Source organism: Vibrio cortegadensis, assembly GCF_024347395.1.
Lineage (GTDB): Bacteria > Pseudomonadota > Gammaproteobacteria > Enterobacterales > Vibrionaceae > Vibrio > Vibrio cortegadensis.
Map to the genome: position 1 here is coordinate 2,475,730 of NZ_AP025472.1, position 16,319 is coordinate 2,492,048.

At 43.0% G+C, this 16,319-nt stretch carries 13 protein-coding genes; 4 read left to right on the plus strand and 9 right to left on the minus strand.

Translation table 11 applies throughout. The annotated features are described in order from the left end of the window. Positions 1-30 precede the first annotated feature (30 nt). Together aceB and OCV39_RS11670 are read right to left on the minus strand one after the other, a co-directional pair. Positions 31-1,668, minus strand: coding sequence for a malate synthase A (gene aceB / locus OCV39_RS11665; RefSeq protein ID WP_390903222.1), 1,638 nt, complete (start codon positions 1,666-1,668; stop codon positions 31-33). Positions 1,669-2,238: 570 nt separating this feature from the next. Next, complete coding sequence (locus OCV39_RS11670; protein ID WP_113796597.1) at positions 2,239-3,144, minus strand: hydrogen peroxide-inducible genes activator; 906 nt, start codon at positions 3,142-3,144, stop codon at positions 2,239-2,241. Positions 3,145-3,329: 185 nt separating this feature from the next. On the opposite strand from OCV39_RS11670, the gene OCV39_RS11675 reads away from it, so the two are divergent. Both OCV39_RS11675 and OCV39_RS11680 read left to right on the plus strand, forming a co-directional pair. Then, a complete protein-coding gene (locus tag OCV39_RS11675; protein WP_017053745.1) occupies positions 3,330-3,938 on the plus strand; it encodes a peroxiredoxin C in 609 nt (202 codons plus the stop codon). Between the two features lie 294 nt (positions 3,939-4,232). Next, positions 4,233-4,973 carry a copper homeostasis protein CutC gene (locus OCV39_RS11680; RefSeq protein ID WP_261888512.1) on the plus strand — a complete coding sequence of 247 codons (741 nt, stop codon included), beginning with the start codon at positions 4,233-4,235 and terminating at the stop codon, positions 4,971-4,973. A 31-nt stretch (positions 4,974-5,004) separates the two neighbouring features. On the opposite strand, the gene phoU is transcribed toward OCV39_RS11680, so the two are convergent. The 7 genes from phoU to phoB form a co-directional block, all read right to left on the minus strand. Continuing rightward, on the minus strand, positions 5,005-5,703 hold the full coding sequence (phoU, locus tag OCV39_RS11685) for a phosphate signaling complex protein PhoU (RefSeq protein ID WP_017053743.1): 699 nt from the start codon (positions 5,701-5,703) through the stop codon (positions 5,005-5,007). Between the two features lie 43 nt (positions 5,704-5,746). After that, positions 5,747-6,565: a phosphate ABC transporter ATP-binding protein PstB gene (gene pstB, locus OCV39_RS11690; protein WP_017053742.1), complete on the minus strand. Its 819-nt coding sequence runs from the start codon at positions 6,563-6,565 to the stop codon at positions 5,747-5,749. A 2-nt stretch (positions 6,566-6,567) separates the two neighbouring features. Beyond that, positions 6,568-8,244 carry a phosphate ABC transporter permease PstA gene (gene pstA / locus OCV39_RS11695; protein ID WP_136995417.1) on the minus strand — a complete coding sequence of 559 codons (1,677 nt, stop codon included), beginning with the start codon at positions 8,242-8,244 and terminating at the stop codon, positions 6,568-6,570. A 38-nt stretch (positions 8,245-8,282) separates the two neighbouring features. Further along, positions 8,283-10,502 (minus strand): ABC transporter permease subunit, encoded by a 2,220-nt coding sequence (locus OCV39_RS11700; protein WP_261888513.1) that lies wholly within the window; start codon positions 10,500-10,502, stop codon positions 8,283-8,285. A gap of 128 nt (positions 10,503-10,630) precedes the next feature. Next, a complete protein-coding gene (locus OCV39_RS11705; RefSeq protein WP_261888514.1) occupies positions 10,631-11,614 on the minus strand; it encodes a PstS family phosphate ABC transporter substrate-binding protein in 984 nt (327 codons plus the stop codon). Between the two features lie 8 nt (positions 11,615-11,622). Continuing rightward, the gene (phoR, locus tag OCV39_RS11710) at positions 11,623-12,921 is read right to left on the minus strand and encodes a phosphate regulon sensor histidine kinase PhoR (RefSeq protein ID WP_113796608.1); all 1,299 of its coding nucleotides are present in this window, start codon (positions 12,919-12,921) and stop codon (positions 11,623-11,625) included. Positions 12,922-12,963: 42 nt separating this feature from the next. Next, positions 12,964-13,653, minus strand: a complete 690-nt coding sequence (gene phoB, locus OCV39_RS11715) for a phosphate regulon transcriptional regulator PhoB (protein WP_017053737.1) — start codon at positions 13,651-13,653, stop codon at positions 12,964-12,966. A 191-nt stretch (positions 13,654-13,844) separates the two neighbouring features. On the opposite strand from phoB, the gene rdgC reads away from it, so the two are divergent. Continuing rightward, complete coding sequence (gene rdgC / locus OCV39_RS11720; RefSeq protein WP_113796614.1) at positions 13,845-14,759, plus strand: recombination-associated protein RdgC; 915 nt, start codon at positions 13,845-13,847, stop codon at positions 14,757-14,759. A gap of 154 nt (positions 14,760-14,913) precedes the next feature. Further along, complete coding sequence (trhP, locus tag OCV39_RS11725) at positions 14,914-16,317, plus strand: prephenate-dependent tRNA uridine(34) hydroxylase TrhP (protein WP_171756934.1); 1,404 nt, start codon at positions 14,914-14,916, stop codon at positions 16,315-16,317. Positions 16,318-16,319 lie beyond the last annotated feature (2 nt).

Consider the following 16,319-nt stretch of genomic DNA (forward strand, 5'->3'; position numbering starts at 1 on the left):
ACATATGTGCTAGCTAAGCATTTCAATGAGTTATGGCAAATAATCGTAGCCTGGAACCGTTAAGAAATTCGTCAGTTCATCGCTGGTGGTGAGTTCTGACATCAATGCTGACGCTTCTTCAAATCGACCATTAATGAATCGTTGTTCTCCAACTTCTTGACGAACAACTTGGATCTCTTCAGTCAGGTAAGATTCGAACAGCGACTTGGTGACGACTTGTCCGTTATCCAATTCTTGCTCGTGCTGAATCCATTGCCAAATTGAAGCTCGTGATATTTCAGCCGTCGCCGCATCTTCCATTAATCCATAAATAGGAACGCAACCGTTACCTGAGATCCACGCTTCTATATATTGCAGAGCAACACGAATGTTATGACGCATGCCTTGTTCAGTGATGGCACCATCACAAGGCGCAAGTAACACCTGTGCAGTTATAGGGCTATCGTCTTTCCGTAGCACATTCAATTGATTGGTTCGTTCACCCAATTTTTGGTCAAACACTGACATTGCCGTATCGGCAAGCCCTGGATGCGCGACCCACGTTCCATCATGTCCGTTGTTCGCTTCTAAAGATTTATCTCCCAGAACCTTATCGAGTACTTGTTGGTTCACTTGTGGATCTTTGGCTGGAATAAAGGCGGCCATTCCTCCCATTGCAAACGCTCCGCGGCGATGACACGTTTTTACTAGCAGTTGCGAGTAAGCCTTTAAGAAGGGTTTATCCATTGTCACAACTTGTCTATCTGGCAGAATACGATCAGGGTGGTTACGCAAGGTTTTAATGTAGCTAAAGATATAGTCCCAACGCCCGCAATTAAGACCAACGATATGCTCTTTTAAGTTGAACAGGATCTCGTCCATTTCAAATACAGCAGGTAGAGTTTCAATCAATACCGTCGCTTTGATGGTTCCAGTATCCAGACCAAAGAAGTCTTCAGTGAAATGGAAAACATCACTCCACCACTTCGCTTCTTGATGAGATTGCAGCTTAGGAATATAAAAATATGGGCCGCTGCCTTTCTTCAGCAGGGTTTTGTAGTTGTTATAGAAATACAGTGCGAAATCGAATAGCGCTCCAGGAATAATCTGGCCGTTAAATTCTACATGCTTCTCTTTTAAGTGCAGACCTCGAACACGGCAGATAAGCACCGCAGGATCATCACTTAATTGATACTGTTTGCCGTTACTCTCATTGGTATAGCTGATGTTTCCATTAACAGCATCACGTAAATTCACCTGTCCATCGAGCACTTTGCCCCATGCTGGCGACATTGAATCTTCAAAGTCCGCCATGAAGACTTTCACGTTGGCGTTTAATGCATTGATCACCATTTTTCGATCGGTTGGACCGGTGATCTCTACTCGACGATCTTGTAAATCTTGTGGGATACCGAGTATTTTCCAACTGCCTTCTCGGATATCTTGAGTCTCACTTAAAAAGTCCGGTAGCTCCCCAGCATCAATCCGTGACTGCTTCTGCTCTCGCTCTTCGAGCAATAAATCCACGCGCTCACTAAATTGAGCGCATAAAAAAGATAAAAAGGTTTGGGCTTCTAAAGGGAAAATTTCTTGATGCTCAGGAGCAAGCTCACTATTAATCACCAACATACTTTGAGGCGATGTTCTTTTTATATTATCTGAATTTGTTGGTATTGTTTCAGCAAGCATAATTCTTTCCTTAAATTACATTTGTAACTCAAAAACCACAAAGACAAGCAACATCCTAAAGCTCAATATTCATGATTCGTTTTGGTTTGTGCCTATTACCTTCACCTATCCAAACCTGTATTTCAACAGCCTCCGATGTAGACATAGGTCTTACAAGACAGTAATAAACTTACCTCAACAACCACTAGAGTAAAAGTACTAAAGTTAACAAAAGGTTAAATTCAAAGTTTTATATTGTTGGACTTTAGGGCTCTGAAAATTGGTTGCTTGTGTAACTTATTACGTAATTAAATTACACGCGATTTTTTATGCTAATTCTGTTTTAAACAGGCGTTCGAATTCTAAGTTTGGGCTCGAAACCTTTGACAGAAAGGGTTAACGAATAGGTGTGAATGACCATTCAAACGACAAAATAAAAGAGAGATGTGAAATTAGGTGTGTAAATAAAGGATTTTTTATGAAAGGCACGTCAAAAAAGTTCTGTGAAATTTTACAAGTCAAACAACACTAACAGAATAAAAAACTAAAAAGCACACCGAAAACAGTGTGCTTTTTAGGTTAGACCAATCGCTAGAGCAGTTCTGATACCACTTCAGCTAATTGCTCAAAGGTCTCAGAACGAGAAGTACTTGGCCGCCAAACCAGCCCTATCTCTCGATAAGCTTGCTGACCAGGGGGATCAATCACCACTAGATTTTGATTATCAAGCAGGCCATGCTCAATCGCCATCTGAGGTATAAATGTAGTACCGAGCCCATTCGCAACCATCTGTACCAAGGTATGTAAGCTCGTTGCTGAAAACGGATTTATCTTCTCTTTGTCTGTGAGCTTACATGCTGAAACGGCATGTTCAGTTAAGCAGTGTTCATTTTCTAATAGGAAAACCGATTCATCGGGTAAATCATCGTATCGGATTGGCACTCTAATCCCATCAGCTTGGTTACGACTAATGACCATCCTAAACGGGTCTTGTCCGACGACTTTGCTATACATATGCCCTATATCAACGGGGAGTGCCAGTATCAATACATCTAACTCACCTTGATTCAAGGCGGCTAATAAGTTGGTGGTGGTATCTTCACGTAGTAATAGATGAAGTTGAGGAAAGCGAGCGTTAACCTCTTGTACGACATCGCATAATAGAAATGGAGCAATAGTAGGAATACAGCCCAGTTTTAACTGCCCCTGCATACTTTCCCCCTGACATAAACTGCCAAGCTCAACCAAATCTTGTCCTTTCGCCAGTAACTCTCGGCCACGAATGACGACTAATTCACCCGCTTGAGTAAAGACTAAAGGGCTTTTTTTATCTTTTTTTTCGTATAAAGGACAACCAATCAACTCTTCAAGGTTTTGGATCCCTTTACTGAGTGTCGACTGGCTCACAAAACAGCGTTCTGCGGCATCACTAAAATGACGGGTTTCGTGCAAAGTTACTAAATAATGCAACTGCTTTAAGCTGGGCCATTTATTCATGCTAATTACTTTGTCATATTAATAAGATAGAAGATTTGATGAGAAAGCATCCTCATCGCTTTTTTCGATTAAGTTAATCTATTTAATTCGCTTTTTTCTATAGTAACGTTTGTACTATAGTTTGTCCCGTAGAAACGAAAGCCCAAACAAAGATGTTTGGTCATCATATTTTAGGAGATTTCAAAATGGTACTAGTAGGTCGTCAAGCCCCTGACTTTACTGCAGCAGCTGTTCTAGGTAACGGCGAAATCGTTGATAACTTCAACTTCGCAGAGTTCACTAAAGGTAAAAAAGCTGTTGTATTTTTCTACCCACTAGACTTCACATTCGTTTGTCCTTCAGAGCTAATCGCTTTTGACAATCGTCTAGAAGATTTCCAAGCTAAAGGTGTTGAAGTAATTGGTGTTTCTATCGATTCACAATTCTCACACAACGCATGGCGTAACACTGCTATCGAAGATGGCGGTATCGGTCAAGTTAAGTACCCTCTAGTTGCTGACGTTAAGCACGAAATCTGCAAAGCATACGATGTTGAGCACCCAGAAGCAGGCGTTGCTTTCCGTGGTTCTTTCCTAATCGATGCTGACGGTCTTGTTCGTCACCAAGTTGTTAACGACCTTCCACTAGGCCGTAACATCGACGAAATGCTACGCATGGTAGACGCACTAAACTTCCACGAGAAGAATGGTGAAGTTTGTCCTGCACAATGGGAAGAAGGCAAATCAGGTATGGACGCATCTCCAAAAGGTGTTGCAGCATTCCTATCTGAGCACGCTGACGACCTAAGCAAATAATAACTCCTTCACCCGCGCTCAAACGGGTTGATGGTTGGACAATATAAGCGAAAAACGCACTGCCAATCGGAAGAAGTCATTAGTTAGCCAAATAAAAAAGCCCGAAGTTTACGCTTCGGGCTTTTCTCGTTTTAGTCCCACGAGATGATATCTGTGTATCGCACTCTTACTGTCTTTAAAATGAGGAATCGTTTCTTGTAAAACATTACCTCTATTTTCCCTATGCTCATTGCATAAACCAACCGTAAATCTTGTTAAGCTCTGTATTATTAAATTGCACCAACTAGGATTTATATGTCTTATCAAATTGAAGTCTGTATCGATAACTTAGAGTCTCTTCATAATGCGATTGCGGGAGGCGCGACTCGAATTGAGCTCTGTTCATCTTTAGCGTTAGGTGGTTTAACGCCAAGTTTCGGTTTGATGAAATTAGCCGCTCAGCTATCGTCAGTTCCAATCTATGCCATGGTCAGGCCTCGACAAGGTGATTTCCTTTACAGCGCTGATGATATTGATTCTATGATTGAAGATATACACGCAGCAGCCACCGCAGGCGTTGATGGGATTGTATTTGGTGTACTGAAAGCTGATGGTTCTATCGATATGCGCTTAGCTCAACGTATCATGACAGTAGCGACTGAATGCCAATTAGGTGTTACATTTCATCGAGCGATAGACCAATGTGCAGATTACTCTCAAGCTATTGAAGATATTGTGAATTTAGGTTGTGAGCGAATACTCACTTCAGGGCTAGCACCTACCGCCATTGATGGGCTTGATGTGCTTAAAAAGATGGTAATTCAAGCCAGTGGCCGTGTAGACATTATGGCTGGAGCTGGCGTCACTGCGGATAATGCTCTACTCATTACTCAGCAGACTGGCATTAAATCGTTGCACCTTTCAGGAAAATCGACCCGTGAAAGCCATATGACGTTAGTATCGAACCAAGCCAAGATGGGTGATAGTGATGACTTTGCTATTCCAATAACAGACAGTAAAAAAATCGCAGCGGTTTTGGACAGATTATGTTCTTAGCTAACTAGTGGCTTCCAACAGCCACTTCTAGCTATTTCAGCAGGTCATCAATACTCTGCTCACCTAAGTGACGTACATCTTTACCTTTGACGAAGTAAATAATGTATTCACAGATATTCTGGCAGCGATCGCCAACTCTTTCGATCGCTCTCGCCGACCACATCACTTGAATAATATTGGGGATGCTTTTAGGGTCTTCCATCATATAGGTCATCAATTGACGAATAACCGCTTCGTATTCCGCATCCAATTTATCATCTAGCTTATACACGCTCGCGGCGGCGTCGACATCCATTCGAGCAAACGCATCCAGCACTTGGTGTAGCATTGCAATGGCCTGTCGCCCCAGAGGCTCAAGAGATATTTGAAACGTTTGATCTTTCAGTGGTGGGCTCTCAATCGCGACGGTTGCAATTTTACTTGCCACATCGCCAATGCGCTCAAGATCGGTAATCGTCTTGATGATCGCCATAATTAATCGCAGATCTTTTGCCGTTGGCTGTCGCTTAGCAATAATACGAGTGCATGCTTCATCAATAGAAACCTCCATCGAATTCACTTTATGATCATCCCGAACCACTTTTTTCGCCAGATCAATGTCATCTTTATGCAGCGCTTGCATGGCAAACGAAAGCTGTTGCTCAACTAAACCTCCCATCGTCAACACATGGGTACGAATAGACTCAAGCTCTACATTAAATTGACCTGAAATGTGTCGACCAAACTGCATGAAAATTCCTTATAAAGAGTGCTCAATCATCATAATGACTATTTTATCCATATCTACCTGTAATGTAGTCTTCTGTGTGTTTTTTCAATGGTGAGGTGAAAATTGAATCGGTATCTGAGTACTCGATCAATTTTCCCATATGAATAAATGCCGTGTGATCGCTCACCCTCGCAGCCTGCTGCATGTTATGAGTAACGATGACCACTGTATATTGTGTTTTCAATTCACTGATCAACTCTTCAATCGTCAGTGTAGAAATAGGATCCAGTGCAGATGTCGGCTCATCAAGCAGTAACACTTCTGGCTCAATAGCAATGGCCCGCGCAATAACCAAACGTTGCTGTTGCCCTCCTGAGAGTCCAAAGGCATTTTCGTGCAAACGATCTTTTACTTCGTCCCACAAGGCAGCCGCGCGTAATGAACGTTCAACGGCATCATTTAAGGTTCGGCTATTTTTGACACCTTGCAACCGAAGTCCATACACCACATTTTCATAAATCGATTTAGGAAATGGGTTGGGACGCTGGAATACCATCCCAACTCGGCGGCGTAATGTCGCCACATCGACTTTAGGGTGATACACATTATTTCCGTATAGCTTAACTTCACCTTCGACACGGCAGCCTTCCACTAAATCGTTCATACGATTAATGCAGCGTAGCAGGGTCGACTTACCACAACCTGAAGGCCCAATAAATGCGGTGACTCTACCTTTAGGTATTCGCATTGAAATATCGTTAAGCGCTTGAGTCTGCTGGTAATAAAGATTAAGACCTTCAATGGAGATCGCGGTTTGCTCATCCGTTAGTTTATGTACATCCAACGGCGCTTGATAACCTAGAGTGTCACTTAATGAGAACATAGTCAGTCTTGTCCTAGGGTTCGGTACTTTTCGCGTAAATTGTTACGAATACTAATCGCAGTTAAATTCAGCCCGACAATAACCGTCACCAGTAAAAATGAAGTGGCATAAACCAGTGGTCTCGCAGCTTCAATGTTTGATGTTTGGAAACCGATATCGTAAATATGAAAGCCCAGATGCATGAATTTGCGTTCTAAATGAACGTATGGAAATTGAGCATCCACAGGTAAGCTCGACGCGAGTTTAACCACACCAACTAACATTAATGGGGCAACCTCACCTGCCGCTCGCGCAACCGCAAGAATCAGCCCAGTGATGATCGCAGGGCTAACCATCGGCAAGACAATCCGCCATAGGGTTTCAAACTGTGTCGCACCTAACGCTAACGAACCATGCCGAACTGAGCTTGGGATCCGCGTTAACCCTTCTTCCGTCGTCACAATCACCACTGGCAATGTCAACACTGCTAATGTTAATGCTGACCACAATAACCCCGGAGTGCCAAATGTTGGAGCCGGAAGTTTCTCGGTATAAAACAGCGTATCAATTGATCCACCGATGGTATAAACAAAAAAGCCTAAGCCGAAGACACCATAGACAATGGATGGCACACCCGCGAGGTTAATCACAGCTATCCGAATAATTCTCGTAAAGGCGTTACTTTTGGCGTACTCATGTAAGTATATTGCCGCCACAACCCCAAGAGGCATGACGATAATAGACATCACTATCACCAAAAATACCGTACCAAAAATAGCAGGAAAAACACCGCCTTCAGAGTTGGACTCTCGTGGGTTTTGAGACAAAAACTTCCAGACCTGTTTTCCCCAATGCGCCACTTTTTCGGTGTAGCTCATCTGGTTGGGGTACCAAATATCTAAAATCTGACTAAGTGGTATTCGTGTTTTTTGACCACTCATGTCTTCAAGCAATAACGACTCTATTTGTAGTTGTGAGTTAAGCAAATCCAGATTTTTTTCTGATTCTGACAGCTTTTCATTTAACGCTTGCGTTTCTTGTTGATAAGAGACGATGAACTCTTCATTCAGTTCCTCATTCAACTCATATTTTCGTTTTTTAAGACGCAATTGTTCAAGCTGCCAGCTGATTAAACGAATTTCCTGATTACTGATACGATCAATTTCCGATCGTAATGAGTCCGCAAAGTCGAGCCCTCGAATCAGCTCTTGGTGAATATTCTTAGTTCGAATGCCGTCTAAACTAGAAAAGCCTATCGGTTTACCAAAGAAGTCACCACCTCGAGTTCTCTCTATTACGGCCCACTCTGCTGGCTGAGTCGACGCCGTTAATTCAGGCTCAAGAACCGAGACAAAATCTGCGGGATAAAGCTCTCGATTAGCGACTTTGATACTCAATCGCCCGACAACACCCTCCTCTAAAACGGCTGCTGGCAACTTATTCTCTGCATCCACAATATGATCAATCGGGATATAGTCTCGCTGATAAAGTTGACCTATAAGTCGATGGTTCGCCTCCACACTTTGGGGCAAGATATTGTTATTCACTACTTCCCATTGATACAGAGGAGCAGGCCAGAAGTAAGTGAGTCCTTTCCAACCAATCAATAAAAGTAAGCCTAATACGGATAATAGGCTGATGCTCACGGCTCCACCAGTGAGCCAAATCCAAGGTGAGCCAGATCGAAGCCACTTAAACATAAGTAAACTCTGTGCTGTTTAATGGACAATATTGAAAGCTACAATGCACGGTATTTATCTCTAAGCCTTTGTCGAACCACTTCCGCAAGAGCATTCACAGCGAAAGTAAATATGAACAGTAATAATGCGGCCAAAAACAGCAATCGATAATGAGAGCTACCCACTTCTGATTCAGGAAGTTCAACGGCGATCGTGGCAGAAAGTGTGCGCATCCCTTCGAATATATTCCAATCCATGATCGGTGTATTCCCTGTCGCCATCAACACAATCATGGTCTCTCCAACCGCTCTGCCTAACCCCATCATCACCGCAGAAAAAATCCCTGGGCTAGCCGTTAACAGCACCACATACAATAAGGTCTGCCACGGTGTTGCCCCTAAAGCTAACGAGCCATCAGACAAGTGTTTAGGCACAGAAAAAATAGCATCTTCCGCGATAGTGAAAATCGTCGGGATCACCGCAAACCCCATAGCAAACCCCACCACTAAGGCGTTACGTTGATCAAAGTCGATTCCATAGCTAGACAGAAACAGCTTCACATCGCCAGCGAACAGTATCGATTCAATATCAGTGCCAAACAAGAATACGGTTACGATGGAAATCAACAACGCAGGGATCAAGATCACCGCATGCCAACCATTAGGCAAACGACGAGTGACAGCTTGAGGGACACAGTGCCATAAGCCTCCAGCCACAAGTGTTGTCAAAGGCAATATGATGAGCAATGCCATTACTGCTGTTAAATGAGTTTCAACAATCGGCGCAAACCATAACCCCGCTAAGAAACCAATAATCACCGTGGGTAATGCTTCCATGAGTTCAATGGTCGGTTTAACCACTCGGCGCATGCTTGGAGACATAAAATAGGCCGTATAGATCGCACCTAACACCGCAATCGGCACAGCAAAAATCATCGCAAATACCGCCGCCTTTAATGTACCAAACGCAATCGGCACTAAACTGAATTTCTCTTCAAATTCATCACTGGCCGATGTCGACTGCCAAACGTATTCGGGTTCCGGGTAACTCTCATACCAGACTTTATTCCACAGCGATGAAAACGATATCTCTGGAAAGTCATTATTCACTTTCGCAACATTGAGTTGCTGACCGGATAGGACTAATAAATGCTTTTCGTTTTTAGACATCGCAGCAAGATCAGGGGATTTTGAATACGGACGTTCAAACAAAACTAGCTTTTCACTGGTCGTATAATGACTTTGTAACGTGCCATTTTGATAGAAACTATAAAAGCCTTTGCGATAAATATCGGGAAGTAAAAAGTCCACTTCAGGCGCTAACTGAAAATTTCGAATGTGGGTCAGTGATCGGACTTCATTTTGAAGAGTATCAAACCACTGAGAAACAAGACCGTTTGAATAAGTGACGAGCAGAGAATACGCACCTGACAATAGGTCAATATTCTTCACCTGTTGTTGTGGGTCCCCTTGAGTCAAATCAACAATCTCTCGAATGCGGAATTGCTCGCCATGCTTCATCGCAATCATTAATTCAGAACCCGAACGTAGGAACAGTTGCTGACCATTAGGCGCAACCAAGATTTGATCCAAGGTAGGAAATACGGTTGGGAAGGTAAACCGTTGAGGCAACCAAGCGTCCTTCTCTTGGTTCAACCCTTGTCCTTTTTTTAAGGTCAGGACGGACACCGTTCGATCACTCGCTTGGCCAACTAAAGTCATGCTGCTCGGTTGTGCTGACAATCCAAGTAAGCTCAGTGGGTTTGAATCATCGAAAAGCGACAAGTCGGCACCGTTATTGAAAAACTCAACATCAGGATCAAAATAGCGACCCGCTTTATTAATACTGGTTGAAAACACTGGCTTGAAGAGAGTTATGTTGCTCTCTGCATCGACTGAAGCTAACCAACCGGAGGAAGCATCACTACGAGCAAATAACATGGACGGGGCAATTTTCTGAGTAAATTCAGGTTGCGGTTTTTCATCAGTCAAAGACCAAAAGCTTAATGACCCTGATTTATCAAATGTATAAGCATGATCACCGTACTCATTCACCCCAATCGCGACCGGCGAATGAACAGAGATTTGAGTATCGATATCTGCCGGCTCAATATTCGCATCAGAGAAAATTGGTGCAACCACGATCGCTAAATAGACAAAGATAAGCACTAAAGCGCCTAGTACACTCACGCCGCCACATGTCACTACAAGACGAATCAGGCGATCTTGAATAAAACGCTTACGATCCTGTTCTTTGAGTGAAAACTCGGCTTGAGCCATGTACTGTTCTACCTTCTTTTGAGCAAACCTTAAGTTTATGTCATTTTAATGACAGATATATTACAACTCAAGTGACGAGTTCTGTCAGTAATATTTCCGACTAATTTATTTTTATAACAATGAATTAGTCAATTCTGGTCAGATAACGTTAATTCAACTTTCGCGAGTTCCTGTTTCGCGAGACTTTGACTAATCGGCACATACCCATCTTTTCGAACAAGCTCTTGTCCTTGCCTCGAAAAAATAAATCGAATGAACTCAGATTGAACCTTACTTAATGGTTTAGTTGGATGCTTATTCACATAAACATATAAAAAACGAGAGAGAGGATAACGCCCATTTAAGATGTTTTTACGTGTCGGATAAATATAGTCATCGCCAGATCTCGCGATTGGAATTAATTTGATCCCTGCAACTTGATAGCCAACACCAGAGTAGCCAATCCCACTGATGGATGAGGCAACAGATTGAACAACAGATGCCGACCCTGGTTGCTCATTGACACCTTTTTTAAAGTCACCATCGCATAGAGCATTTTGTTTAAAGTAACCATATGTACCAGAGACTGAATTACGGCCAAACAGTTGGAATTTTCGCTTCGACCAATCACTGTCTAGACCTAACTCGTGCCAGTTGTTTAGTGACTTGGTCGCCCCGCACCTCAAGGTGACGGAAAAAATGCTATCTATCTGCTGAAAATTAAGGCCTTGAATTGGGTTATCTCGGTGAACAAATATGCCAATAGCATCAATTGCCACCTTCAATACTGTCGGTTTATAACCATGCTCTCGCTCAAATGCCTCAATTTCGCGTAATCTCATCGGTCGACTCATCGGCCCAAAATGCGCCGTACCTTCAGTTAATGCTGGTGGCGCGGTAGATGAACCCGAAGCTTGAACTTGAGCATTAACGTTAGGGTATATCGATTCAAACTCTTCAACCCATAGCGTTGTCATTCCAGCAAGCGTGTCTGAGCCGACAGAGAGTAAGCTTCCTGAAACACCAAACACCCGTTGATAATCTGGCAACTGAGCCATGACTCGAAAGCTCAGCACAGAAGTCATAGTGATAGTCAGCCAAGTCATCACTTTTACAAAAGGTAAGAGCTTCATTTTCTTAATCATTTAACAATCAACCGACTAGGTAAAATGAATGAGAATTTACTCCCAATCCCGACTGTACTTTGGATTTCAAGGTGTGAATCATGATGAGTAAGCGCATGTTTTACAATCGCAAGACCAAGTCCACTGCCTCCCGTATCTCTTGAGCGAGCTTTATCTACTCGGTAAAAACGCTCAGTTAACCGGTGTAAATGCTGTGGCTCGATTCCCTCTCCGCTATCAGACACTTCCAAACACGCTCCCTGAATCGACTGATACCAGCGAACTTTTACTTCCGCCCCTTCAGGCGTGTATTTAACCGCATTATAAACAAGGTTGGAGATCGCACTACGCAGTTGATCCTCATCGGCAAGTACTTTCAGTTTTGGATCGATTTGAAAGTCGAGTCGATGTCCTCTATCACCGCTCAAGCTTTGAGCCTCTTTTTCAAGGTTCTCTAGCATTAATGGAACGTTGACGACTTCGTCTAACTCATGCATTGGTGCGGCTTCAATTTTAGATAATGTGAGTAGTTGGCTCACTAAACTATTCATTCGGTTAAGCTGTTCTGTCATCACACCGTGAGCCTTTGGCCACATCGGCCCAACCACCATATCGGGATCTTCTGTCATCTCTAGGTAGCCTTTGAGCACCGTCATAGGAGTCCGAAGTTCATGAGAAACATTGGCAAAGAAGTTACGACGCATGCCTTCTAGCTGCTTGAGTTGGGTAACGTCACGCACAACCATCAAGTGCTCGCCTTCTGTATATGGCACGATACGCAATTCAAGCATCCGCTCTACATTTAATGGAGAGCACATCTCTAGAGGCTCAGAGAAATCCTGCTTGTTGAGATACTTAATAAAATCAGGGGTTCGAATCAAGTTGGAAATTGGCTGACCATTATCATCAGGCCAATGAAAACCTAAAAGGTGCTGGGCGAGTTTGTTGCACCACACAATATTGCCTTCACTGCGAAAGACAACAACCGCATCGGGTAAAGATTCAGCACCATTACGAAATCGACGGATTAAGTTCGTTAACTCTTTGCGCTTTTTTCGTTGTCGCTGCTGCAACCGATAAATGCCATTAAATAGCGACTCCCAATTTCCCGTTCCTGAAGGTGGTGTTAGGCGTTTTTCATCCCACAACCAGGTCGACAGCTTCATCTGATTATGCAGGTGCCAAGCTAATTGTAGAGCGGTGGCAATGAAGAGTAGCCACGGCATGTAACCGAAGATCCACCCCACAATAATCCAAGGGGTGTAAAAAAAAGCCAGCTCCCATGCCAGCCTTTTTAAGGTCAGTCGTTCAACCATTCAAATCTCCGATATGTCACTCTAGTTAATCTTAGTCCTTCATTACGCTTTTACAGAAAAACGGTAGCCAGCACCACGAACGGTTTGAACTAACTTATCATGTCCGCCCTGCTCTAACGCTTTTCTCAAACGTCTAATGTGGACATCCACAGTGCGGTCTTCAACGTATACGTTAGTACCCCAAACATTATTCAACAGCTGTTCGCGGCTATAAACACGTTCTTGATGAGTCATGAAGAAATGCAGCATCTTAAATTCGGTTGGTCCCATATCTAACGGTTCATCATTCGCTGTCACACGATGGGAAACAGGATCTAACTTCAGCCCTTGGACATTAATAACATCTTCAAGTGCAGTCGGTGTTACACGTCGAATTACGGCTTTAAGGCGAGCAACTAGCTCTTTTGGAGAGAATGGCTTGGTGATGTAATCATCGGCACCAACTTCTAAACCTCGAACCTTATCTTCTTCTTCTCCACGAGCCGTTAGCATCACGACAGGAATATTTCGAGTCAGCTCTTCACGCTTCATATGTTTAATGAAGTTAATTCCAGAGCCACCAGGCAACATCCAATCTAACAGAACAAGATCGGGGAAAGGTTCACAGAGTTTATTCACCGCGGTATCGTAATCTTCCGCTTCTATCGCTTGATAGCCTTTCTGTTCAAGAACAAAACACAGCATTTCACGAATGGGTGCTTCATCTTCAACAACCAGAATCCTTCTAGACATTATTGATTAACCTTTATAATTCATCGACGCAAAGCATTATCAAGGTTAATTATGACACTTTTGTGACCTTTGAAAACAATTATTAATATAAATTTATTAGCATATTCATTGTGATATTTTGAATTTGGAGTAGGACAAAAGATTTGAAATCTCCTATCATGGGCTCCTTCTTACAAGCTCAGAGAAATAATATGTGGTTTAAAAACTGTATGGTGTATCGCTTTAACCGCGGTATCGACTTCAATGCAGATCAACTAGAAAAACAATTGGAAGAGTTTCGCTTCACTCCTTGTGGCAGCCAAGACAGACAAAAATTTGGCTGGGTAAATGCAATGGGCAGACATGGCGACATGATGACTCACACTTCTGAAGATCGCATTCTAATCTGTGCTAAAAAAGAAGAAAAAATGTTACCTGCATCTGTTATCAAAGATTCGTTAAACGCGAAAGTGGATATGATGGAAGCGCAAGAAGGTCGCCCTCTAAAGAAAAAAGAGAAAGACAACCTAAAAGAAGACATCATTATCGATCTTCTGCCACGAGCTTTCAGCCGCAGCAGTCTTACGTTTGCTCTTATTCTTCCTAAGCAAGGCATGATCCTCGTTGACTCTGGTAGCTACAAAAAAGCAGAAGATGTTTTAGCACTTTTACGTAAAACAATGGGCAGCTTGCCCGTTGTCCCTGCGATCCCAGAGCAAGCTATTGAAACAACCTTAACCGAGTGGGTTAAGAGTGGCGATACCCCTCAAGGCATGACAATGCTTGATGAAGCTGAATTGAAATCCGTTCTTGAAGATGGCGGCGTGATTCGTTGTAAAAAACAAGAGCTTTCAGCGGATGAAATTCTAAGCCATATTCACGCAGATAAGCTTGTGACTAAATTGGCTCTAAACTGGCAAGATCGCATTGAGTTTATTCTTGCTGAAGATGGCAGTATCAAGCGACTCAAATTCTGCGATGAATTGAAAGATGAGAATGACGATATTCCAAGAGAAGATCAGGCTGCGCGCTTTGATGCAGACTTCTCTCTAATGTGTGCAGAGCTAGGCGCTTTCTTGCCTAACTTATATGAAACATTAGGTGGTCTTCCTCACCCAGAAGCGTAACAACCCAAGCATCAACCGTTATATAATGCCGAGAGATGTTCTTTCGGCATTCTCTTTTCTGTACTATCACTTGTAATTGACGTAAAATTTGCGCCCCTTCGATATCACTCGGTGACATCGACCTGACTTGTGATCAGAACTAGAGAATTAAGCAATGTTTAAACCAGAACTCCTTTCCCCTGCGGGTAGCCTTAAAAATATGCGTTACGCTTTTGCCTACGGTGCAGATGCTGTATATGCAGGTCAACCACGTTACAGCCTTCGCGTTCGTAACAACGAATTCAACCATGAAAACCTACAGATCGGCATTAATGAAGCGCATGCTCAAGGTAAAAAGCTGTATGTGGTATGTAATATCCAACCACATAATTCAAAGTTAAAAACCTTCATTCGTGATTTAAAACCAATCGTTGATATGGGCCCAGACGCTCTAATTATGTCGGATCCAGGCTTGATCATGATGGTTCGTGAAGCTTTCCCTGAAGTGGCTATTCACCTTTCGGTACAAGCAAATGCCGTTAACTGGGCAACTGTGAAATTCTGGTCAACTCAAGGTGTAGAGCGAGTAATCTTATCTCGTGAACTATCGCTAGAAGAAATTGAAGAGATACGTGAACACTGTCCTGAAACTGAATTAGAAATTTTCGTACACGGTGCTCTATGCATGGCGTATTCAGGTCGCTGCCTACTGTCTGGTTACATGAACAAGCGCGACCCAAACCAAGGTACATGCACGAACGCGTGTCGCTGGGAATATAAAGCTGAAGCAGCTAAAGAAGACGAGAACGGCCAAATTGTTGCCGCAAACCCTACTGGTGTTGCTATACAAGAAGTTGAAACTCAAGAGATTGAAGTTCAAGAAGAGCGTCCAGACAATACTCTCGGTTTAGGCAAACCAACTGATGAAGTTGTTCTACTTTCAGAATCTCATCGTCCTGAAGAGAAAATGGCGGCATTTGAAGATGAGCATGGTACTTACATCATGAACTCTAAAGATCTTCGCGCAATCCAACACGTAGAGCGCCTAACTAAGATGGGTGTTCACTCTTTGAAAATCGAAGGGCGTACTAAGTCTTTCTACTACTGTGCTCGTACCGCCCAAGTGTACCGTAAAGCAATTGATGATGCCGTTGAAGGCAAACCATTTGACGAAAGCCTAATGGGTACTTTAGAAAGTTTAGCGCACCGTGGCTACACCGAAGGCTTCCTTCGTCGCCATACTCACGACAGCTACCAAAATTATGAATACGGTTACTCTATTTCAGACTCTCAACAATTTGTTGGTGAGTTCACTGGCGTTCGCAAAGGTGAGTTAGCTGAAGTTGAAGTTAAAAACAAATTCATCAAGGGCGATAGCCTAGAATTAATGACTCCAAATGGAAACGTTGTCTTCACTTTAGAAAAAATGGAAAACCGCAAGTCTCAAGAAATTGATGATGCTAAAGGTAATGGCCACTTTGTCTTCATTCCAGTTCCTGAAGATATGGATTTAGAATTCGGTTTATTAATGCGTAACCTTAGTGAAGGGCAAGACACCCGAAACCCAACAGGTAAGTAGTA